21 protein-coding genes are annotated in these 21,752 nt (G+C 62.6%); 6 read left to right on the top strand and 15 right to left on the bottom strand.

Going from position 1 to position 21,752, the window contains the following annotated elements:
• The 3 genes from AC1DMK_RS16435 to AC1DMK_RS16425 form a co-directional block, all read right to left on the bottom strand.
• Window positions 1–1,759, bottom strand: a 1,759-nt coding sequence (locus tag AC1DMK_RS16435) for a T1SS-143 repeat domain-containing protein (protein ID WP_477860361.1), incomplete at its 3' end; no start/stop codon positions are given.
• Between the two features lie 332 nt (window positions 1,760–2,091).
• A complete protein-coding gene (locus AC1DMK_RS16430; protein WP_477860359.1) occupies window positions 2,092–2,871 on the bottom strand; it encodes a VOC family protein in 780 nt (259 codons plus the stop codon).
• Between the two features lie 132 nt (window positions 2,872–3,003).
• A complete protein-coding gene (locus tag AC1DMK_RS16425; protein WP_477860357.1) occupies window positions 3,004–3,732 on the bottom strand; it encodes a DUF899 domain-containing protein in 729 nt (242 codons plus the stop codon).
• A gap of 84 nt (window positions 3,733–3,816) precedes the next feature.
• Here AC1DMK_RS16425 and AC1DMK_RS16420 point away from each other — a divergent pair, with 84 nt between their 5' ends.
• Window positions 3,817–4,263: a MarR family transcriptional regulator gene (locus tag AC1DMK_RS16420; RefSeq protein WP_037062292.1), complete on the top strand. Its 447-nt coding sequence runs from the start codon at window positions 3,817–3,819 to the stop codon at window positions 4,261–4,263.
• Here AC1DMK_RS16420 and AC1DMK_RS16415 read toward each other — a convergent pair.
• The 4 genes from AC1DMK_RS16415 to AC1DMK_RS16400 form a co-directional block, all read right to left on the bottom strand.
• A complete protein-coding gene (locus AC1DMK_RS16415) occupies window positions 4,260–5,015 on the bottom strand; it encodes an RES family NAD+ phosphorylase (RefSeq protein ID WP_477860355.1) in 756 nt (251 codons plus the stop codon). The two genes, AC1DMK_RS16420 and AC1DMK_RS16415, sit on opposite strands and share 4 nt — an antisense overlap.
• Window positions 4,975–5,358 (bottom strand): antitoxin Xre-like helix-turn-helix domain-containing protein, encoded by a 384-nt coding sequence (locus tag AC1DMK_RS16410; RefSeq protein ID WP_477860354.1) that lies wholly within the window; start codon window positions 5,356–5,358, stop codon window positions 4,975–4,977. Before AC1DMK_RS16410 ends, AC1DMK_RS16415 begins: the two co-directional genes overlap by 41 nt.
• A gap of 213 nt (window positions 5,359–5,571) precedes the next feature.
• A complete protein-coding gene (locus AC1DMK_RS16405) occupies window positions 5,572–5,754 on the bottom strand; it encodes a DUF6894 family protein (RefSeq protein ID WP_477860352.1) in 183 nt (60 codons plus the stop codon).
• Window positions 5,755–5,953: 199 nt separating this feature from the next.
• Window positions 5,954–6,904: an AraC family transcriptional regulator gene (locus AC1DMK_RS16400; protein ID WP_477860350.1), complete on the bottom strand. Its 951-nt coding sequence runs from the start codon at window positions 6,902–6,904 to the stop codon at window positions 5,954–5,956.
• Window positions 6,905–7,003: 99 nt separating this feature from the next.
• Here AC1DMK_RS16400 and AC1DMK_RS16395 point away from each other — a divergent pair, with 99 nt between their 5' ends.
• A complete protein-coding gene (locus tag AC1DMK_RS16395; protein ID WP_477860348.1) occupies window positions 7,004–8,008 on the top strand; it encodes an oxidoreductase in 1,005 nt (334 codons plus the stop codon).
• Window positions 8,009–8,955: 947 nt separating this feature from the next.
• Here the strand turns inward: AC1DMK_RS16395 and AC1DMK_RS16390 are convergent.
• Window positions 8,956–9,378 (bottom strand): organic hydroperoxide resistance protein, encoded by a 423-nt coding sequence (locus tag AC1DMK_RS16390; protein WP_037062344.1) that lies wholly within the window; start codon window positions 9,376–9,378, stop codon window positions 8,956–8,958.
• A 145-nt stretch (window positions 9,379–9,523) separates the two neighbouring features.
• Here AC1DMK_RS16390 and AC1DMK_RS16385 point away from each other — a divergent pair, with 145 nt between their 5' ends.
• Complete coding sequence (locus tag AC1DMK_RS16385) at window positions 9,524–9,991, top strand: MarR family winged helix-turn-helix transcriptional regulator (RefSeq protein ID WP_477860345.1); 468 nt, start codon at window positions 9,524–9,526, stop codon at window positions 9,989–9,991.
• A gap of 51 nt (window positions 9,992–10,042) precedes the next feature.
• Here AC1DMK_RS16385 and AC1DMK_RS16380 read toward each other — a convergent pair whose 3' ends face one another.
• The 6 genes from AC1DMK_RS16380 to AC1DMK_RS16355 form a co-directional block, all read right to left on the bottom strand.
• Complete coding sequence (locus AC1DMK_RS16380; RefSeq protein WP_477860343.1) at window positions 10,043–10,768, bottom strand: L,D-transpeptidase family protein; 726 nt, start codon at window positions 10,766–10,768, stop codon at window positions 10,043–10,045.
• Window positions 10,769–10,968: 200 nt separating this feature from the next.
• On the bottom strand, window positions 10,969–11,811 hold the full coding sequence (locus tag AC1DMK_RS16375; RefSeq protein WP_037062301.1) for a L,D-transpeptidase: 843 nt from the start codon (window positions 11,809–11,811) through the stop codon (window positions 10,969–10,971).
• Between the two features lie 100 nt (window positions 11,812–11,911).
• On the bottom strand, window positions 11,912–12,835 hold the full coding sequence (locus tag AC1DMK_RS16370) for an alpha/beta hydrolase family protein (protein WP_477860341.1): 924 nt from the start codon (window positions 12,833–12,835) through the stop codon (window positions 11,912–11,914).
• Window positions 12,836–12,962: 127 nt separating this feature from the next.
• On the bottom strand, window positions 12,963–14,588 hold the full coding sequence (locus AC1DMK_RS16365) for a cisplatin damage response ATP-dependent DNA ligase (RefSeq protein ID WP_477860339.1): 1,626 nt from the start codon (window positions 14,586–14,588) through the stop codon (window positions 12,963–12,965).
• 130 nt (window positions 14,589–14,718) lie between these two features.
• Window positions 14,719–15,729 (bottom strand): ligase-associated DNA damage response exonuclease, encoded by a 1,011-nt coding sequence (locus AC1DMK_RS16360; RefSeq protein WP_477860377.1) that lies wholly within the window; start codon window positions 15,727–15,729, stop codon window positions 14,719–14,721.
• 94 nt (window positions 15,730–15,823) lie between these two features.
• Entirely contained in the window at window positions 15,824–18,112 is a 2,289-nt protein-coding gene (locus AC1DMK_RS16355) for a sensor domain-containing protein (protein WP_477860337.1), read from the bottom strand.
• Window positions 18,113–18,355: 243 nt separating this feature from the next.
• Here AC1DMK_RS16355 and AC1DMK_RS16350 point away from each other — a divergent pair, with 243 nt between their 5' ends.
• Both AC1DMK_RS16350 and AC1DMK_RS16345 read left to right on the top strand, forming a co-directional pair.
• Window positions 18,356–19,717 (top strand): TIGR03808 family TAT-translocated repetitive protein, encoded by a 1,362-nt coding sequence (locus AC1DMK_RS16350; RefSeq protein WP_477860375.1) that lies wholly within the window; start codon window positions 18,356–18,358, stop codon window positions 19,715–19,717.
• A 128-nt stretch (window positions 19,718–19,845) separates the two neighbouring features.
• Window positions 19,846–20,505: a glutathione S-transferase family protein gene (locus tag AC1DMK_RS16345; RefSeq protein WP_037062305.1), complete on the top strand. Its 660-nt coding sequence runs from the start codon at window positions 19,846–19,848 to the stop codon at window positions 20,503–20,505.
• Here AC1DMK_RS16345 and AC1DMK_RS16340 read toward each other — a convergent pair whose 3' ends face one another.
• Complete coding sequence (locus tag AC1DMK_RS16340; protein ID WP_037062306.1) at window positions 20,506–21,402, bottom strand: LysR substrate-binding domain-containing protein; 897 nt, start codon at window positions 21,400–21,402, stop codon at window positions 20,506–20,508.
• Window positions 21,403–21,566: 164 nt separating this feature from the next.
• Here AC1DMK_RS16340 and AC1DMK_RS16335 point away from each other — a divergent pair, with 164 nt between their 5' ends.
• Window positions 21,567–21,734, top strand: coding sequence for a hypothetical protein (locus AC1DMK_RS16335; protein WP_477860334.1), 168 nt, complete (start codon window positions 21,567–21,569; stop codon window positions 21,732–21,734).
• Window positions 21,735–21,752 lie beyond the last annotated feature (18 nt).

Below are 21,752 nucleotides of genomic sequence, written 5' to 3'. Positions count from 1 at the left end.
CAGAGACCGACTGCGAGAACGAACCCTCCGCACCGGCCGTCGTGCCGAGGCCGGCACCCGTCAGCAGAACCGAACCTGCGCCGTCAGCGCCGTAGGAGTGGTTCAGCGTGCCCGTCACGTTCTGCGCGTCGGCATCGTCACCCTGGCCACCCGCATTGCCGCCAAGCAACGCATCGTCGTCGAGCTTGACCGTCGCGTTGTTGCCAACGATCGGCACGTCGTCATTGACCGTAACCGTGAAGCCGGTCTGAACGGTGTCGCCGTCGGCGTCCTTGGCAATCACTTTAAAGCTCAGGTCGATTTGCGTGTCCTGCATATCGACGGCGAGCGGCTTGATTTCACCTTCGCCGCCCTCGGAGCCTTGTTCATGCAGATGATCGAGGGGCTGCAGCAGGGTGAAGCTGTAGGCGCCGTTCGGCGCTGTCGGGTCAAGCGTGACGACGAAAACTTCGGTACGGCCCTCGCCTTCGCCGGTGAAGCCGGTCAGCGTATGACCGTCTGCGGAGATTTCGAACTGAACGGTCTGGCCGTCGGACTTCAGGCCGCTCAGCTGATCCTGAACGCTCGCGAATGTCAGGTCGCGATGTGCGCCGGCGTCGGCGCCCCAGTGAATGCCGAGCGAGACATCTTCTACCTTCGCGTTGCCGCCTTCACCGGAAAGCAGGTCGGACTCGTGGATCGCGCTTGAGTCAACGCCGTTGCCCGCGCTTGGACCATCGTCGTTGATGTTGATCGAGGCGACGCCCGTGGCTTGGTCGCCGTCCTTGTCGGTAACGGTGTAGCTGAACTGCAGGCGCAGGATATCATCAAGACCTGCCTGCCCCTTGTCCGGATGGTCGAGCGGGCCGAATTGCGTAAAGGTGAAGGCGCCGGTTGCGGCATTGGTGACGGTCAGCACGAAGACAGGCTGGCCGTCGACGCTGCCGGTGATGGTGAGGCCATCGACCGTGACGACGACAGGCTTGCCATCGGACGTCAGATCAAGGTGCGAACCGTTCTGCGTGCCTTCATCCATGTTCAGCGAATCGACAAACTGGACCGCGGTGATCTGGCCGATGTCCGCGCCGCCGTTAAAACCGAACGTGCCGTTCACCGATTGCGTCTCGAAGCCGCCTTCCTGGCCTTCGATTTCCGTCAGGCTCAACGCTGTGGTGTCGGAGATCGTCGGCAGATCGTCGAACAGCTGCTGACCGTCCCCGAGGCCCGGGTCGGGCTGCTGCGTGTCAGCCAGCAGTTGCGCGAGCTGCGTCGGATCGTTCGGGTCCTGCTGGATGGTGTCCTGGAAGTCGGCACCGGAGCTCGGAGCGGATGCGCTTGCCGAGTAGGAGCCGTCGGGACCGGCCGCGACGTTGATGTTGCTCTGCTCGAGGGCGGCGATCACGGCCTGCTGCGGCAGCTCGACTTCGCCGAGCAGGAAGGTTGGAACATGGAGCGCGCCGTTGACAATGACGATCTCGGTGCCGTCGGCCTGGACCAGCACGAGGTTGTTGCCTTCCACGTGGATGTCGTCGATCCCCGTACCCGCCGGCAGGTGGGCGATATTGTTCTGATCCGGGACAATTTCGCCGGACTGGGCGGCCGCCTGTACGGGCGGCGCCTCCGGAACGCGATCGGTCTTTTCCGTCTGCTGGTCTGTCTGCTGGCTGCTATCTGCCTGCGCGACCTCTACGCCCCTTGCGGCGGAAGTCCGAAGCGCTGCGTCCTCATGAATATCCGAAATGAAGTCGTTCGAAACATGTTCGCCATCAACTGCAGACATACGCGGATCTTCGATAGACATAACAAAATACCCCAATGAGAAACTGGGGCCAAATAATTACGCCGCGTTTACAAAAGCAATACTGCTACAACCCCGCGGATATAGCCGGTTATGCATCCACCCAAAAAAGTTCACGAACAGTTAACCGCGACGGTCCTGATCTGCTAAAATTCTAATAAAATTAATGGAATAGCGCGTTTTCCATGGCCAAAAAACACCGTCTTGCGAGAGTCGATTCGGCACCCCGCCCGTCAAAGGCAGAGTGCCGCATCGGCAGAAGGTAGGGACCGCGTGTGCTCGCGGGACCCGTCCGCAACAGCAGACCCGCAGGCCTACCGCGCCGGCGCCACGAGGCAGAAGAACGCGCCCTGCGGATCGGTCGCCTGAATGATCCAGCTACCGCCGGGGACTTCCATGGGGCCGTGCAGAACCTTGCCGCCACCCGCATTGACGCGTTCGATGGCGGAATCGATGCCGGGAACATTGAAATAGTAGCACCACGCAGCCATCGGCACGCCGGGCGGCTTCGTCATGATGCCGCCGACAGCCGTGCCGTGCTCGGCAAAGATGTGATAGACGCCCATCTCGCCCATCTCGAAGTCATGATCCTTCGTCCAGCCGAACAGCTTCGAGTAGAAGGCGAAGGCCTCCTCGCCGTTACCGGCATAGAGTTCACGCCAGCCGACGTGGCCCGGCGCGCCCATAGGCGCTTCCGGAGGGGCATTATCCATAGGCGCCGGCGTCATGATGCAGATGACGGCGCCATGCGGATCTGCGACGACGGCAAAACGGCCGATCGTCGGGATGTCTTCCGGAGGGCGGCGCACGGAACCGCCGGCGGCGGTGAAGTCCTTTGCCGATTTGTCGACGTCGTCGACTGCGACATAGCCCGTCCAGTTCGGGGGAATACCCTTGCCTTCCAGCTCTGCCGGGAACTCCATCAGACCGGCAACGCCGACGCCGCTGGCCTCGAAAATCGTATAGGGCGGCTGGCCCTCCACCGTCATGCCACTCGTCGTCCAGCCGACGACCTTGCCGTAGAACTCGATCGCGGCCTTGGTGTCCGGCGTCATCAATTCGCACCAAATGAACTTGCCGTGGGTATCGGACATGCTGATCTCCCTTGACGTTTATCCGTTTCTGGCTCTGCTCAATGAAGGCCAGAGCAGACTATGCTGCCCCTGCCCTGTCTAGCGTGCTCCGGTAGAATACACCACCATAAATTGCACCGCCGGCGACTGATGTCAGTGGCAGCAGGACGGCGCGGTTTGCGCCGGTTCGTATTCGTCATGACGCTTGACGAAGTTCATCGTCGAATCCTCGTTTCGACCCTTGGGCGCGCGATCGAGGACCATCAGCGTTCCGACCATCTCCTCCAGACCGCGAGCGTAGCTCGAATAGGTATGGAACACCTCCCCCCGCTCGTTCCTGTAAAACGCACTCATGCCCGGAAGCTCGTCGTTGGCGTTGTCGGATTCAATTGCAGAGAAATTGTAGACGGCCTTGCCTTTGGCAAGGTCCTGCGGGGTAAAGGAGACGTGATAGTCGAAATTGAAATCGGTGCCTGACGACGAGACCCAGGGGAATTTCCAGCCCATCCGCGTTTTGTACGCCTCGATCTTCTCAAGCGGTGCGCGGGAGACGGCGACCCAGGTGACGTCGTGGTTGTTGAGATGCGGCAGCGTTGCGTCGACATGATCGGAGAGGAAGGAGCAGCCGGGACAGCCGGCATCCCAGTCCGGGCCGAGCATGAAATGGTAGACCAGCAGCTGGCTGCGGCCATCGAAGAGATCGGACAGGGTCTTGCCTCCCTGCGGCGTGTCGAAGACATAGTCCTTGTCGACCTTCACCCAGGGCAGCGCCATGCGCTCGGCATTGACGCGGTCTCGCAGATGCGTGGCTTCCTTCTCGCTCAGAAGCAGTGCGTGACGGGCTTCCAGCCATTCTTCGCGGGAAACGACTTGGTTCTGCATCGTGTGCGCCCTCCTGCGGCGCGACCGAGACGGTCCATTCTCCTTTTCCTTGACTATATATATTGATATCAATAGAAAATAGGCATGTCAAACTCGATGGAGATTCCCTTTTCGACGACGCTGCTGGTGCGCGACACCTGCCTGTGCCTGCATGCCCAACGGGCGGCGCGTGCGCTTGCGCGCCTTTTCGACGATGCGCTGCGGCCGGTGGGACTGACCAACGGGCAATTCTCGCTGATGATGTCGCTCAACCGGCCCGAACCGCCGCCGATGGGGCCTGTCGCCAAGCTGCTGGCGATGGACCAGACGACGTTGACGGCGGCGCTGAAGCCGCTGCAGCGCAGAGGCTGGGTGGTCGTCATGCCAAACCCGAAGGACAGGCGCGGCCGGCTCCTCAGCCTGACGGCGGAGGGCAGGTCCGTGCTGGCGGCGGCGCTGCCGATATGGGAAAGCACCCATGCAGCGCTTGAGGGCGCGTTGCCGGATGGCAATGCGCACAGGCTGCGGCAGGATCTCCTGGCGCTGGCCTAGCGGGGTGCGATCCGGGGATCGCCGGCGAAATCCTCGCGCGCAAACCCGATCCTGATCCTCGGAAAATCGCAGAGCGCCTGCACGCCCATCGCCGAAAGGCGAATGCGCCACGTCTGGCGTTCGACCGGTTCGCGCGCGGCAAAGGCGGTGGCACTCAGCAGCGCGATGTTCCGGCCATGCCCGGGATCGCGGACGGACTCGTAGAGGATCGCCTGGCAATGCGCGTCACGCGCCGCATCGGCCAGCGCCTGGCAGGGCTCGTAGTGCAGCGGATCGGTCCATACCGCGCGATCGCGGTCGAGTGGAGGTCGCGTCAGGTCGACGGCGGCGACCGTCTCGATCGCCGCGGCAAAGGCGGTGTACTCGGCGGCGTTGGAAGGAAACGGCGTCTCCGGCGAGTCGGCAAAGAACAGCAGGCGGTAGAAGGCCATTTCGGCAAGCGCGGTCTCGACCTCGCGCGAGGCGTAGAACACGCCGAGCGTGCGCCCTGCCCTGCGAAAACGCGAGCCGTGCGGATAAATCGCGCCGTAGCGAAAGGGTGTGGCTAGGAGATAATCGAGACCGGCGCATTCCGGCGGCAGTGTCGGCTTGCTTTCGTCGAGCAGTCTTTCGAGCAGCGCCTGCTCCTCCAGCGTGTCGACGATCTTCAGCGTCGAGATCTGATGCTGGGCTTCGACCAGCCGCCAGAACCGTCCCGCGACGGCATACGCCTCAGACGATAGCGCGGCGGGCGTCCAGATAGGCAAGGACATCGGTCAATCCGGAAATGCTGATGATCTTTTCGAGCGGAGCGGCGCCAAGCGCCGTATTCGCGTTGCGCAGCCATTGCCGGGCGACGGTCTCGTCACCGCCGACGATCGCATCGAGCGAACGAAAGACGCGAACGAGGAGAATGGCGAGTTCGAAGGACTTGGAGCCTCGGTCGAGCAGGTAGTCCTGCCGCTTCATCCGCGAGACGGTCGCCTCGGAAAGCCCGAGGACGGCAGACAAGGTGCGGGCGCTGATGCCCAACCGATCGGCGGCGTTGACGGCCGCCTTGGTGATGACCGCCGCTTCCGAAGACCGCGCGCCTGATACCGGGTTTGCTATTGCCATGACCGCATCCTTTCCTTGGAAAGAGTATAGCGATTTTATTTCAGATGAAAAGAGGAGGTTTGCCCCGGTGGGAGAAGAGATTCGTGGTGTGGGGCGGCAGACGCAACAAGACGCAGTTCGTGGACCCAGAGCGGGCTGACCACATAGCTCTAGGCCGACACCGGTGTCAGGGCCTGGCGCTGTGTGAGCAGAGCATCTAGCGCAGCGATCAGATCACGATTCATCGGCTACTATCAGCTGCCATTCTTGGCCTTTCCACGAGTGGTCCCCATCGCGGAGCATTTGTCCGGCCGCACGGATCGCTTCCGTCCGAACCAGTTCCATGTCGGCAAGGTCCATTCCCACATCGTCGAAGACGGCTCGGCCATTCATAATGTGAAAGTAATACTGCGCCACGATAGCCGTTCTCTCTTCACGGACTGGCCATCAAGGGGGGCCGATGACGATCCACCTATTCACTTTCGTGCGGCCTTAGCCAGTAAAAATGTTAAATTGATAAAGATATGTCGTATCGGTCGTCGCTCGCAGAAGGTGCGACTGCTATCGGCGGATACCGGCCCTTGCTAGGGCTCGCGCCCCATTGCGGAGATACGTCTCAAGGCGCCTGCCCCACGAAGTCTTGCGCGGCTTTGCTAACGCCGACGCGACCATTGCGTCTGGGCGAGTGTCCCATGACCCGCTTGAAGGCGGTGCTGAACGCGGCCTCCGAGCCATAGCCGACGGACTGGGCAATCCGGGCAATCGAATTGCCCTCGCGGCGAAGTGCGCGATCGGCATGGTGCATCCGCCATTCCGTCAGATAAGCCAAAGGGGGCCTCCCTGTCACGGCGCGAAAGTACAACGCGAACGCGGTACGCGACATGCCCGCGGCGCGCGCCAGTTCGGAAAGCGTCCATACGCGGGCCAGATCGCCATGCATGAGCGCCAGTGCGGCAGCCAATCGCGGGTCGCAGGCCGCGCGAAGCCAACCGGGCTGGACCTGCTCGCCTGTCGAAAGATGGCGTCGCAGGATCTGAATCAGCAGCAGATGCGCAAGGCTGGAACAGGCCATTTCCGCTCCCGGAGCGCGACTGGCCGCTTCCTCGACGAGTTCGCCGATCAGTGCGCCAAGGCGGCCCGCCCCGCTTTCGGACGCGGAAAGATGAAGAAAGTCCGGAAGGCTGTCCACCATCAGCCGCCCGCCGGCGTGATCCGTGTCGATATGCCCGCCGAGGAAGAGAAAGTCGTCGCCCTGCCCGACCGGAATGATCGCCGATCCTGCGCCGGCAAAGACGTCTACCGCCCGTAACGGCGACAGGCGCAGATCGCTCGCGACCGTGAATCCGGAATTGCGCGTCAGTACGAAGACGTCGCCGGCCTCGAGCCGGAATGGTGTCGGCGTACCGTCGAGCGCCAGCAGGCAGGAGCCGCGCCCGACAACGAAGAACTTGATCTTGCGCGGCGGATCAAAGCGGATGGACCAGCCGCCGCCACCGATAAAACCGCCGGCATAGATTGTTCGTGCGTCGAAAAGCTCGAGGGTACGGGACAACGGATCGCGAGGCATTCTGAACTCTGGCGAAAGAAACCGGGACTTTTACGGATTCAAAATACCGGATTGCGAGCGCATATCCAAGCCACGGCATTCATCGACAGGAGATTAGGAATGACCACTCCCCAAAAACCGCTCGGATCGGGCTTTAGCGCCCACAGCACCACGCTCGACGTCATCAGCGGTGCCAACCTGACCGGCAAGCTTGCCATCGTCACCGGCGGGTACGCCGGCCTGGGCCTGGAGGCCGCACGGACGCTGGCGTCGGCCGGGGCGCGGGTGATCGTTCCCGCCCGTGATGTGGATCGCGCCCGCCGAGCAGCCGCCGAGATCGGCGGCGGGATCGAGATCCAGCCGATGGACCTCACCGATCCCGCATCGATCGACGCCTTTGCCCGCGGCATCGTTCAATCGGGCTTGCCGCTGCACATCCTCGTCAACAGCGCGGGCATCATGGCACTGCCCGAATTGGCCCGCGATGTCAGGGGCAACGAGCTGCAGTTCTCGACCAACCATCTCGGCCATTTTCAATTGTCGCTGCGGCTTTGGCCGGCGCTGGTTCGCGCCAGGGGCGCTCGCGTCGTCTCGGTGTCCTCGATGGGGCACCGCTTCTCCGACATCGTCTGGGACGACATCAAGTTCGAGCGCCGTGCCTATGACGGATGGAGCGCTTATGGCCAGTCGAAGACTGCCAACGTGCTCTTTGCCGTCGAACTCGACCGCCTGGGCCGCCAGCATGGCATCCGTGCCTTCTCGCTGCATCCCGGCGGCATCGTGACGGGCCTTGCCAAGCATATTTCGACCGAACGGTTGAAAGAGATGGGAAACCTCGATGCGCACGGCGAGCCGGTTATCGATCCCGAACGTGACATGAAGTCGATACCACAGGGCGCGGCGACCCATGTCTGGTGCGCGGTGAGCCCGCAGCTTGACGGCAGCGGCGGCGTGTTCTGCGCCAATTCCGACATCGCCGCGCTCGAGGACGGCGCCACGGTCACTTCGCTCGAGGGGCGCGACCGGCGTACCTCGAACGTGGCCGCCTACGCCGTCGATCCGGCGTCGGCAGAGCGCTTGTGGAAGGCGAGCGAGGCCATGACCGGTATCGCACTGCCCGGCTGATATCCCGGGGCCTGGAGAACATGGACCGATTTTCGCCTCGTTGTGCCCTTCTCCCCGGTAGGGAGGAGGGGTTTGGGGCACAGTGGGCCGAAAACGTTGCCAGGGGCCCAAGCCGCCGTCCGTCACTCCCAAATGACGATGAGGCGGCGGGTATTCAGGCCGCGACCGCTTTACTCCGTTTCTCTGTTTCCAGCTGGCACCATGTCGGTAACCGCGCCACTCATTTCGAGATTTCCGCCAAATCCCGCCGTGCCGATATCGTCGAGGCATGCCTCAAATAGGATAGTACTGCCGCATGAAACGGGTGGCTTCCAGAGGCCTCCGGCCGACCATGCAGTTCCTGTAACCGAGGAACGCGATATGTCATCCATGCTGGCACTTCATGTCCTCGCCGCGGAGCGCGGTGATGGACTTCGTCCGGAACTCGTGGATGCGCTCAAACGACAAGCCCTTATGGATCGGCTTGCCTCCATTCCCATGTCGCCTGGCGCCTTTTCTCCCGCTGGCGGCGCTGTTCGTTTCTTGCCCCGTCCGGACGAGCGCAAGCCCCGGCGCCGAAATGGACGACAACTGAGCTATCCTTGACAGGTGCCTTGAACCGCAATGCTCGACGCCGCGTCATGCGTCAGATCGGCTGATCAAGCTGCTGACTGTGTCGGGAAGTGACACCGGCTCGGCCGCGTGCTCGTCTGCAGTCGGTCCTCAGTATGCGCGCGATCTATAAAGCGCGATGTCGTTGAGCTCGCTGACAAAAATTGTCGCCGGAGCAATCACACCCTATGCTCTATCGCCCACCGGCCCGGCTTTCGGAGCGCGATTTTCGCCGCCAGGCACTTCTCCCCGGCGGGGAGAAGTGAAAGAGCGACCGCGAGGCGACGAGGGGCGAGCGACCAACGCCACCTGCAACCACAGGGCCACGCCTGCCGCCTCCCTCAGCCGGCGCGTCTTCAAGCAACCGTGACCGGAACCTCGGTCGAGGTGCGCATGGCGTGGCTGTAGGGGCATACGATGTGGGCGGCAGCGGCGAGCTTTTCGGCCGTCGGCTTGTCCAGGCCGGGAATATTGACGGTCAGCGCCACTTCGATGCCGAAACCGGTGCCGTCTTCGCGCGGGCCGATGCCAACCTTCGCGCTGACGGTTGTGTCTTCCGGAATCTTGACCTTTTCCTTGGCGGCGACAAATTTCAGGGCACCGAGGAAGCAGGCGGAATAGCCGGCGGCGAAGAGCTGCTCGGGATTGGTGCCGGTTGCGCCGTCGCCGCCGAGTTCCTTCGGAACCGTCAGCGTCACGTCAAGAACGCCGTCTTCGGAAACGGCGCGGCCTGCGCGGCCACCGGTGGCGGAAGCTTTGGTCGTGTAAAGGATAGGCATGTCAGTCTCCATTGCATTGGTTGGGTTGGGTTTCACGTTGCGTCTGGATTTTTGTATAATGCACAATTAAATTGTGCGCAAGTTAATTTTGCAAATTGCATTCAGAATCCGAAAGGAGGAGAATGCACCCCAGGGATCAACGGCAATGAAAACGCAGACGGCAAAGACGATGGAAATTCCGGAAGAGGAAAAGCGGCTGGAAAAACAGCTGTGCTTCGCAGTCTATTCGACAGCGCATGCGTTCACGCGCGCCTACAAGCCGATCCTCGACAAGGTCGGCCTCACCTACCCGCAATATCTTGTCATGCTGGTGCTCTGGGAGAAATCGGAGCTGCCGGTGAAGACGATCGGCGAGCAGCTGGATCTCGATTCCGGCACGCTGTCGCCATTGCTCAAGCGCCTCGAGCAGAACGGGCTGATCACGCGCACCCGCGACGCTCGCGACGAACGGCAGGTTCTCGTGGCGCTCACCGCAAAGGGACAGGGCATGCGTAGCGAGGTCGACACCATCATGGCCTCGATCGGCCAGGCCGCGGGCTGCACGCTAGAGGAGATGGTGACGATCCGCGAAATGCTGCAGGGTCTGCGGGCGAACCTGACGTCGGCAATCTGATACGCAGCGTGAGGCGAACGCCTCTCTCCAATGGAGAGAGGCCGACGCGCCTTATTGCAGGACCACCACCGGCGCCTTGTTCGGCACGCGGTCGTAGAGGTCGATGATGTCCTGGTTCAGCAGCCGGACGCAGCCCGACGAGACGGCTTTGCCGATCGAGCGCCAGTCCGGGTTGCCGTGAAGACGATAGAGCGTGTCCTCGCCGTTCGAGAAGATATAGAGCGCGCGGGCGCCGAGCGGGTTTTTCAGGCCCGGCTCCATGCCACCGTTCTCGATCGAGTACTTGGCAAGCTCCGGCTGGCGGGCGACCATCTCGTTCGGCGGCTTCCAGCGCGGCCATCGCTGACGCCACTGGATCACGCCCGAGCCCTCCCAGGCGAAGCCTTCGCGGCCGATACCGACGCCGTAGCGCATCGCCGTGCCGCCGGGCTGTACCAGATAGAGGAAGCGCGACGGCGTATCGACGACGATCGTGCCGGCCGGCTGTCCGGTCGGATCGATCACCTGCTGGCGATAGAAGCGCGGATCGATCTGCTGGAAAGGCACTGCGGGGATAAGGAACCCGCCATCCTCGATCGGGCCGTACATGACGGCCAGTTCCGCGTCGGTGGGTGCCGGAACCGTCTGGAAGGCACGAACCGGATTGGGGAAGGACATCGGCTGGCCGACGGGGGAGCCGGTGCCCGACGTGGACGCACAGCCTGCCAGCGCAGAGGCCGCCGTCATCGCCGAAAGCGACAGAAAGCTGCGGCGGGAAATCGATTTTTCAAAGCTCATACGCAGGTCTGGTTTCCTTTAGCACGGGAACAGCGGACGCCTTTCCCTGGAGGGTTTGTTCATCGCCGCCGACGACTGGGCCAGTGACGGCTGGGCCGCTGACGACAGAAATGAAAATATCCCGTTGCGCTAAATAAACCATAACCTCACGAACTCGTGTCCCCACTTGGTCAGACGTTCTCGCACGGCCTGTTGCGCGGCTACATCACCACGATCTCGGCCTTGGCCGGAACGCGATCGTAGAGATCGACGACGTCCTGGTTTAGCATGCGCACACAGCCCGACGAAGTCTGCTTTCCGATCGACTGCCAGTCCGGCGTTCCGTGAATGCGATAGAGCGTATCCTCGCCATTCTTGAAGATATACATCGCACGCGCTCCGAGCGGGTTTCCGAGCCCCGGGTTCATGCCGCCATTTTCCGCGGAGAAGGCGCGAACATCCGGCTGGCGCGACACCATTTCGGCCGGCGGCGTCCAGCGCGGCCATTTCTGCTTCCACTGGATGACACCACGGCCGGACCAGGCATAGCCCTCGCGCCCGATGCCGACGCCATAGCGCATGGCCTTGCCGCCGGGCTCGATGAAATAGAGATGCTTGGTCTTGGTGTCGACGACGATCGTGCCGGGCTTCTCGTTGGAGGGATAGGCTACTTCCTGGCGCATGTACTGCGGATCGATGCGGCTGACGGGGATGGCCGGCAGCGTAAAATCATTGTCGCGCACCTGGCCATACATGGCGCTGCTGACCGGATTGGTAACCGGCAGGCCGTAGGTCCGACTATAATTGCCGCCCGGCAGACCGTAGGTCTGATTATACAGCGTCGGCGGCTCGATCTCGCGCCTCTGCGGCACAGGCGCATCCTGCAAAGCCCTGACACGCATCGGATCGACGCCGGGCGGATTGTAGAACACCGGCGACGTCTCCTGCACGAAGCGGGCGGGGTCGGTTGCGCCGGTATCGGGAACGAGGATGTTGCAGCCGCTCAGCGACAGAGCCGCAACAGCAAGCCCGGCAATGGACGACAGCCGGCTGAGACCATTCATAAAACCACCCTCATCGATGACAGCGACACGTATAATTGCGGCCAAGATGGCAGGCGCGGCTGGCGCGAAGCTGGTGGGGATCACTCGCCTGGGGCGGCGGCTAAGCGGTCACCCCATGAAAGAAGCGAATGCTCTGCGCGATTTCGTCGGGCAGGGCCGAAGTGTGATTGCCGGTCACCGTATCCGTCTCGATGTGCACCCCGGCCGAGCGGGCGCGGCTGGCAAGCAGGCCGGCGCGGTCGTTGAAGTGAGCCTCGTCGGTTCCGTGGACCACGCGAACAGGACACTTGAAGCTCTGCGCGTAGCAAAGCGCACTGCGCACCTCGAACTCGTGGTTGTTCTGGTCGTCGAAGCGAATGTCCTGCGGATAGCGGTTGAAGAAGCGGAAGGCATCGGGGTTGCCCGAGATCGGTGCGGCGGCCCGGAATTTGTGGCTGCTCATCGCGGCAAGCATGGTCAGCGTTCCGCCGATGCTGTGGCCGGCGATGAAGACACGGTTGGAGTCGACGCCCGGAAGATGGGCAAGACGGTCGGCTGCGGCAAGAACATCGTCCACCTCGTCGTAGAAGCCGGAGAAGTTCCCCATCTGGCCGTTTTCACCGCGCATCGACGGCATCATCACCACGTAGCCCGCATCGACGTACGGGGCCATCAGGGTCCAGTGCCCGACGCCCATTGCGTTGCCGCCATGCAGGAAGAGCACGGCAGGTTTGGGCTTGCGTTCGCGCTTGTACTTCGACACCCAGGCGGCAAGTTCGAGTTCGCCGCCATAGCCGGAGCGATAGAATATCTTCTCGGCACCAGACGGCGCATCGAGCGGTTCATACTTGTCGGGGGCCGGCCCTTTCTGCAGCAGCTTGGTGCGGAAATGATTGCGAACCTTGGCGTAGTCGCGGGTGATGAGGCGCGGCTCGGGGGGAACATCGAAGGCGTTTGCCATGCGCGGAACGATGATCGCTCCGGCCATGCCGGCGAGGAGCAGGCGACGCTGGCGAAGAAAGGCATTGTTCTTGTCTGTTGTCATGGCACTCTTCCGTCATTGCATGCAATCTGCCCCGGTAATTTGGAAAAGTGCACCCGACGTCCGCCGCCGCCAACACACATTGTGTTGAGAAACCGCCGGCTGCGTCATTTTGCGTCAGGAAAAGCCATCATTGCGCCTTGGCATCGATCATGGCGACGAGAGTCTGGAGGCGATCGGCCTCGTAGGACGGCTTTTCCGGCCGCAATCGGGCGATTCGGGGAAAGCGCATGGCGACGCCCGATTTGTGACGATTCGACCGGTTTATGCCTTCGAAGGCGACCTCGACGACGAAACCGAAGTCCTTGTCGGCCCTGACCGCACGTACGGGCCCGAAACGCTCGGTCGTGTTGTTGCGGACAAACTTGTCGAGAACCTCCAGCTCGGCGTCGGTGAAACCGAAATAGGCCTTGCCGACGGGCACGAGCTGTTCCCCGTCGGGAGTTTCCGTCCATACGCCGAAGGTGAAATCCGAATAGTAGCTGGAGCGCTTGCCATGACCGCGCTGGGCATACATCAGCACCGCATCGACATTGAATGGATTGCGCTTCCACTTAAACCACGGCCCCTTGAGGCGGCCCGCTTGGTAGACGCTGTCGCGCCGCTTGATCATGACGCCCTCGATGACGGGATCGGGCGGCGACGCGCGCAACCGATCGAGGTCGTCCCACGAGGTGAACCCAACCAGCGGGGAGAGGTCGAAACGCTCGTGCGGCGCGAGTTCGACGATGTCGGAAAGGCGGTCGCGGCGGTCGACATAGGCCCGCGCCCGCACATCCTCCTCCCCGTCGAAGAGAAGGTCGTAAGCGCGGATGAAGGCCGGATACTCCTCGAGCATCCTGGCGGTCACCGTCTTGCGGTTGAGGCGCTGCTGCAGGTCGGAGAAGGTGCGCGTCGGGCTGTTCGAGCGCGCGGTGCCGCCGACCAGCAGCTCTCCGTCCAGCACGCCGTTGAAGCTGATGGCATCGACGATATCGGGAAAGGCGGCAGAGATGTCGTCGCCCGAGCGGGAATAGAGCTTTCGGGTCTCGCCCGAGCGCGACAGCTGCACGCGGATGCCGTCCCATTTCCATTCGGCGGCGTAGTCGGCCGGGTCCAGGCCGTCCAGGTCGCCTTCGCCCACCGGATTGGCGAGCATGACGGAGTGGAAGATGGCAGGCGTCGCCAGCACCGGCTTGCCGCCCCTGTCCTCCAACCAGGCGAACAGGCTCTCGTAGGACGGCTGCAGGCCATGCCAGAGCGTTTCGATCTCGGTCACATCCTTGCCGCCGAGATCGGCGAGCGCCTGCTTGGCCAGGCGGGCGGAAACGCCGATGCGCAAGGCGCCCGTGGCGAGCTTGATGAAGGCGAAGCGGCCCGAGGCGTCGAGGTGATCCAGCAGGTCGCGGACGAAGCTGCGCACCTCCGTGCGCCCTAGCGAATTCATCCGCACGACGACGTCGCCGAGCCGCGGCTGGGCAAGCGCCGACCGTTCGATATCCTTCTCATTGTCCCAGACCAGCGCGATCGTCTCGGCCAGGTCGCCGACATAGTCGTAGGAATAGCGAAAGAGCACCTCGTCCATGCGTTCGAGCACGAGTTCGCGCAGCATTGCCGGTTTGACGTTTCGCACCTCCAGCGTACCGGCGATCGCGGCAAGCCCATAGCCGCGGTCGGGGTCGGGCGTGTCGCGGAAATAATCGGCGAGCAGCTTCAGCTTGCCGTTGCGGCTGGGAGTGAGCACGAGACGATCGAGGAGGTCGGCGAAGGCTTTCATGCAGGCCCTCCGACGCGCGGTGAAGACCCCTCCCCAACCGACATTCGCGGTGAGGACCCCTCCCCCTTGTGGGGAGCGGTTGGGGAGGGGTCTTTTCCCAAAACTGCCGGGGAGTGAAAAACCATCCGCATCAATCCCCCTCGTCCTCATAGCCGACGAGGTGGAGGGGCCTTGCCTTGATGCCCTGCAGTTCGCACCAGCGGACCAGCGCCTCCTCGCGGCCATGGGTGACCCAGACTTCGCCGGGGTGCAGCTCGGAGATTGTCTCGGTCAGCTCCGGCCAGTCGCAGTGGTCGGAGATGACCAGCGGCAGTTCCACGCCCTGCTGCTTGGCGCGCTGGCGCACCATCATCCAGCCGGAGGCAAAGGCAGGCAGCGGCTCGTTGAAGCGCCGTGCCCAGCGATCGGCGACAGCCGAGGACGGGCCGACGACGATCGCGCCTTTGAAACCGGCCTTGTCGGTGGTTTCGATCGTTGCCGGCCGCAGCTCGCCAAGCGCGATCCCCTGCCCGACATAATAATCGCAGAGCTTTTCCATGGCCCCGTGGATGTAGATCGGCTCGTCATAGCCGGTGTCGCGCAGCAGGCGGATAACCCTCTGCGCCTTGCCAAGAGCATAGGCGCCGATCATGTGCGTGCGCTCTGGAAAGCGGCGCAGCGAGGCGTAGAGTTTCGCCATTTCGTCGGCGGGGTCCGGATGATGGAATACCGGCAGACCAAAGGTCGCCTCGGTGATGAAGACATCGCAGGTAACCGGCACATAGGCTGCACAGGTCGGATCGGGGCGGCGCTTGTAGTCGCCCGATACCACGATGCGCGTGCCGCTCTTTTCGATGGCGATCTGTGCGGAGCCGAGCACGTGACCGGCCGGATGAAAGCTTACCTTGACGCCATTGACCATCAGCTCCTCGCCGAAGGCTGCCGCCTGCTCGCTGACGCAGAAGCCGTCGCCATAGCGAATGCGCATGATGTCGAGCGTCTGGCGTGTTGCCAGCACATTGCGGTGACCCGAGCGGGCATGGTCCGAATGGCCGTGGGTGATCAGCGCGCGCTCCACCGGCCGAACCGGATCGACATAGAATGCTCCTTCCGGGCAATAAAGCCCTTCGGGTGCGGGATAAAGCAATGCATCAGGTCTCATGACCGCGAAGATAGCGGGAAACGACGGAAGGGCCAGAGGCGTTGGCAGCATCTGGACGAACGAGACCGAACCGGTCGGCGCCTGGCCCGGCGACCTAGCGCTTCAACAAGCCGGGGATGAGGTCGGCAGGAACAGGTTTCGAAAAGCGGTAGCCCTGCGCCTCGTCGCACTTGGCGGATCGGAGGAAGTCCAACTGAGCGCCCGTCTCCACGCCCTCGGCGACGACGGCGAGCCCCAGCGTCTGCGCCAGCGAGATAACCGCAAGGCCTATGGCGACAGCCGTCTTGTCGCCGGGAAGCGCCTCGATCAGCGAGCGATCCATCTTCAGCCGATCGAAGGGGAAGGTCTTCAAAGACGCCAGGCTGGAGTATCCGGTTCCGAAATCGTCGATCGAGAAGCGGATGCCGAGCGGGCGCAGCGCGTTCATCATGGCCAGCGCCCGGTTGGCATCCTGCATGAGCACGCTTTCCGTAAGCTCGAGCTCCAGCCATCGCGGCGCCAGGTCGAACCGTTCGATCGCCTCGGCGACGTGGCGCGCAAAATCGGGATCGGTAAACTGCTTGGCGGAGACATTGACCGCCATTCGCAGCGGCGCAAGGCCCATATCCTGCCACTTGCGCGCCTGCCGGCACGCCTCGCTCAGAACCCACAGTCCAAGGGGAACGATCAGTCCGTTCTCCTCGGCCATCGGTATGAACTCGGCGGGCGGCACCATGCCCCTTGCCGGATGGTTCCAGCGCACAAGAGCCTCTACCCCGGTCACCTCCCCCGTCATTACGTCGACCTGCGGCTGGTAGTGCAGCACGAGCTGGTCGTTGACGATCGCCTGGCGCAGTTCCTCCTGCTCGCTGACCGGCAGCTTGATCTCCGCATCGCGTGCGCCCAGGTGGTGCTGCAGCGTATTGCGGCCGAGCTGCTTTGCCCGGTACATGGCGCGATCGGCATTCGCCAGCAATTCCTCCGCGGTGGATCCGTCGCTCGGGAAGGAGGCGACGCCGATGCTGCACGTGACCGCGATCTGCTTGACCTCTATCAGTATCGGCTTGACGACCGCCTTCTGCAGATCGCGAAGCCGGCGCATGATGCCGCCATCGTGGCCGGATTGATGCACCAGCACGACCAGAAACTCGTCGCCGCCAAGGCGAACGACCATGTCGGAAGCGCGCACGCCATTGGCCATGCGTGCCGCCACCTCTTTCAGGATTTCATCGCCGGCCGCATGGCCCAAACCGTCGTTGATGTCCTTGAAGTTGTCGAGGTCGAGATAGGCGACCGTCACCTTGCGGCCGTTGCTTCGCGCCTGGTAGAGCGTCTTGGCCATGCGCTCCTTGAAGAAGGCGCGGTTCGGCAGTCCCGTCAGATCATCGTGATGCGCCATGAAGTGGATACGCTCGTCACCTCGCTTGCGCTCGATGGCGATGCGCGCGATGTGGGTGGCTAGTGCGACAAGCTCCGTCTCTCGCGCCGTCGGGCGGCGAACCCTGTTGGAATACAGCGCGAAGGTCCCGAGCACATTGTTCTGAGCGGTCATGATCGGGGTCGACCAGCAGGAGCGGAACCCGAACTGCTCGACCACGCCGCGAAAATCCGCCCATAGCGGATCGACCCTCGCGTCTTCGACGATGACAGGCGCGCCGCGCCACGCAGCCGTTCCGCATGAACCGACATTCGGGCCGATCACGACGCCATCGATCATGCGGCTGTAGGCACCTGGCAGATTGGGCGCTGCGCCGTGGTAAAGCCGCCGGCCATCGCGATCCAGCATGAGGATGGAGCCCGAAATGCCATCGAGCTCGGCCTCGATCAGCAGTACCAGTGCCTCCAGAACCATTTCCAGCGGCTCGTTGCGGGCGATCATCTCCAGCAGATGCGCCTGGCCGCGACGCAGCTCCTCCTGTCGCTTGCGCTCGGTGATGTCGCGCGACACGCCGATCAGGCCGACGACGACACCGCAGTCATTGCGCAGCGGAAGTTTCGACGTAAGCCGGCAAGTCGGTTTTCCACCGATCGCGGAGGGGACAACCTCCTCGATATCGAGGCAGGCCTCCCCGGTCGCCATGATGTCCTGCTCGAATTCGAAGTAGCGACGGGCGGTGTCGAAATCGAAGAAGTCGAAATCGCGTCTACCGCAAATGCCCTCGGGATCCTCGAGGCCGAAGCTGCGAGCGACCACGGTGTTGGCAAATACGAAGCGGCTGTCGCGATCCTTGACGTAGAAGAAATCCGGAAGCTCGCGGATGATGGCCTTCAATCGCAGGTTTTCGATACCGTCGGCGGCGCTACGGTGGCTTGCCGCAATAAGTGCTTCCGTGGCAGCGACGATCCGATCGGCTTCGTTGTCTGTGTGGTCGACATTGCGGCGGCCGGCACCCGTCTTATCCATGACCATTCTCCAGGGCGGCGATGACAGAAGGCGCATCCAGTTGGGCGCGACCGAGATTAGCAGCAAGCTTAGCGCTCATTTCCTTCGCCCTGCTTAAATGGAAAGGTGAATGGGAGAACAATATTTCGGGCTCAATTCTCGTTTCAGATTTTTCCGACAAGTCTTCCTCAGCAATGCTCCAGAACGATACAAAGCTCTCGGCACGTTTCTTGCTTGTCGGAGGCAATGAACCGGTTCTTAACGATATCGTCGCGCCGCGAATTTCTTCGGCTCGCAGCCGTGGCGGCGGCGGCTCTATCGGCGCCGCGTGCTTTTGGGTCGACACGACAGCCCGACCTGCGCGGCTCGATCGATGCTGTGCAGTACAAGGCGGCGGTTCCCGGCGCGGGCGACCAGAAGAGCGGCAGCCTGCAGCGCGTGATCGACGAGGCATCGCGGAACAACGTGCCGGTGTTCCTACCGCCCGGTGTCTACAAGGTTTCCAACCTCAGACTGCCCGACAATGCGCGCATCACCGGCGTTGCGGGCGCATCGAGGATCCTCTACACCGGCGGCGGACACCTTTTCTCGGCCGAAAACGTCAAGCGGATCGAACTTTCCAACATCGTCATCGACGGTCAGAACCGCTGGCTCGGCGACCATGCCGGGGCGCTTGTGCAGTTCACCGACGTGGACGAGGTGCGGATCGACAACTGCGAGATCGGCGGCAGCCGAAAGCATGCGCTGCAGCTCGAGCGCTGCGGCGGGCGGATCGAACGCAGCCGCATATCGGGCGCGGGGCAGTCCGGCCTCTACGCCGTCGAGTCGGCCGGGCTGTCGATCACCGGCAACGAGGTCTTCGACTGCGGCAACGGCGGCATCCTTGTCCACCGCTGGAACAAGGGCGCCGACAACAGCATCGTCAGCGGCAACCGCGTCTACCGCATCCGGGCGAACGACGGCGGAACGGGGCAGAACGGCAACGGCATCAATATCTTCCGCGCCGACAGCGTAATGGTGACGAACAACCACGTTTCCGACTGCGCGTTTACCGCCATCCGTGCCAACTCCGCCTCCGACATCCAGATAAGCGACAATCAGTGCCTCCGGTCGGGCGAGACGGCCGTCTATGTCGAGTTCGAATTCGAGGGGGCTGTCGTCTCCGGAAACATGATCGATGGTGCCGCCAACGGCATTTCGATCGCCAATTTCGACCAGGGCGGCAGGCTTGCCAGCGTTACCGGGAATGTGGTGCGCAACCTCACGCTGATTGGCCCCTACCCGCATGAACTCGGCTTCGGTGTCGGGATTGCTGCGGAGGCCGACACGCTCATCTCCGGCAACATCGTCGAGGGCGCTCCGCGCTGGGGCATGCAGCTCGGCTGGGGTCCTTACCTGCGCAATCTGATGGTCACCGGCAACGTCATCCGCAAGGCGCCCATCGGTTGCGCGGTTTCGGTTGCGGACGGTGCCGGCACGGCTGTCATCACCGACAACGTCTTTCAGCAGACACCCGACGGCGCCGTGCTCGGCTTCGAATGGGACAAGAAGGTCTCCGGAGAGCTTGCGACTGGCGGACAGGCCCGATACCCGCAGCTAACCGTCGAGCGCAACCGGATCTCCTGAGAGGTCGGCTTGCTCGATGCGCGCGCCTTCGTGACATCAATAGCTTTCATTGATCCATAACGGCGAGATGCTTCCGCACTGGCACGGCCACGTCTAGTTTCACTTCACTTCAAGCAAGGGGATCTGACATGTTGACAATCTATGGCGTTTATCGCTCGCGCGCTTCGCGCGTCTACTGGATGGCAAACGAGCTTGGGCTGGAGTTCGAGTCCGTGCCTGTGCTGCAGGCGAACCGCCTCGACAATCCGCTGGCACCCGATGCGCCGATCAACACGCTTTCGCCCGCGTTCGTCGCGATCAATCCGATGTTGCAGATCCCAAGTATCAAGGACGGCGATCTGGTCATGCACGAGTCGCTGGCCATCACGCTCTACCTCGCCCGCAAGCAAGGTGGACCGCTTACCGGCAAAACCGTCGAAGAGGACGGTTTGCTGACGATGTGGACATTGTGGACAGCAACCGAAGTCGAACCGGAGACGATCAAGGTCGTCTACACCTATGACTACGAAAAGGAAAACACCGAGGAAGGCAAGGCGACGATCGCCGTTGCGTGCCGATCGCTGAAGAAGCCGTTCGCCGTGCTGGAACAGCACCTCGGCGACAACGACTACCTTGTCGGCAACCGCTTCACCGCCGCCGACCTGAACCTCGCCGAAGTGCTACGCTACGTCCAGTCGGAACAGGCACTGTTCGACACCCATCCGAACGTCGGCGCCTGGATCAAGCGCTGCCAGTCCCGACCCGCCTATATCGCCATGCAGGCAGCGCGCTCGCATGAACCGATCTGATCAGGGAAAGAGCTTCAGGGTTTCAGCCATTTCTTCGCGGATCCAGGCCTTGAAATCCCTGACCTTCTTGGGCTCTCGCACCCCTTCGGCCGTTACGAAGTAATGGCCGAAGCCCGTCTTCGCGCGGATCCCGAACGGGGCCGCCAGCTGCCCCTGCTGCAGCGCGTAGCCGGCAAGCGTCTGCCAGGCGAGCATCACCCCCTGCCCGGCGATCGCGGCATCGAGGCAGAGCGACGCGTCGTTGAAGACGTGGCGGGTTTCGAGCGAGGCGCCGGGAAGCCCTGCTTCGCGCATCCAGACCTCCCAGGTGAACATCGCATGACCGTCGATGATGGCCGGCAGCGCCAGGATGTCGGTGGGCTGCCTCAGCCTTGCGGCCAGTGCCGGCGAGCAGACCGGAAAGACCTCCTGCGCCAGAAGCGGCTCGGCCTTCACGTCGGGCCAATCGCCGCTGCCGACGCGGATGCCGATGTCGACATCGCAGAGCGCCGGGTTGACGAGCCTCGTGGTCGCATCCATACGCAGACTTATGCCCGGATGTCGTTCTGCAAAACGATCAAGTCGATAGACCAGCCAGCGCGCGGCAAAGACCGGTGCAACTGATATGGTCAGGATGTTGTCGTCCCGGCGCTGCGTCGCCGCCACGGCCTGCGACAGATGGCGAAACCCCTCCGTCAGCATGGCAAGCAGCCGGGCGCCCGGCTCGGTCGCGAGCATCCCCTTCGGCGTGCGCTCGAAAACGACGAGATCGAGCTGTGCTTCAGCCTTGATGACCTGCTGGCTGACAGCGCCGATCGAGACGCCGAGCTCTTCGGCTGCCGTCTGCAGGGAGCCGAGCCGTCCCACAGCCTCCACCGCGCGCAGACCGTTCAGATGAACCGAATTGAGGTTTCTCATATAGATTTCCTATAGCTCCGTGCTGCTATTCTCAATTGAAATCTTGCTGCTGAGCCCGGATACTCATCAAATGACGTGCAGCATCTCCGGCGCACGGTAAACCCAAACGGATGGAAGCAAAACTCGGGAAAGCGAGGCATGCGATGCAACTGCTGAAGTTTTTCTTGAACGTTGAAATCATCGATCCGCCCTATGTCACTGACCCCGGCCAGGATCCCTTGAACCATCCGGATCTGGCACGCATGTCGCTGACGGAACTGGCCGACCTGCCGCTTGTCGCGCAAGGACGGGCACCTTTGCCGCAGAAGCCGGCGCTTGCCGTATGCGCATAGCGGCCGAAACCTGCTAGG

The organism is Rhizobium sp. 05L419 (assembly GCF_056397845.1).
Note: the sequence above shows the minus strand (reverse complement) of the source record. Positions and strands in the feature narration are given on the sequence as shown.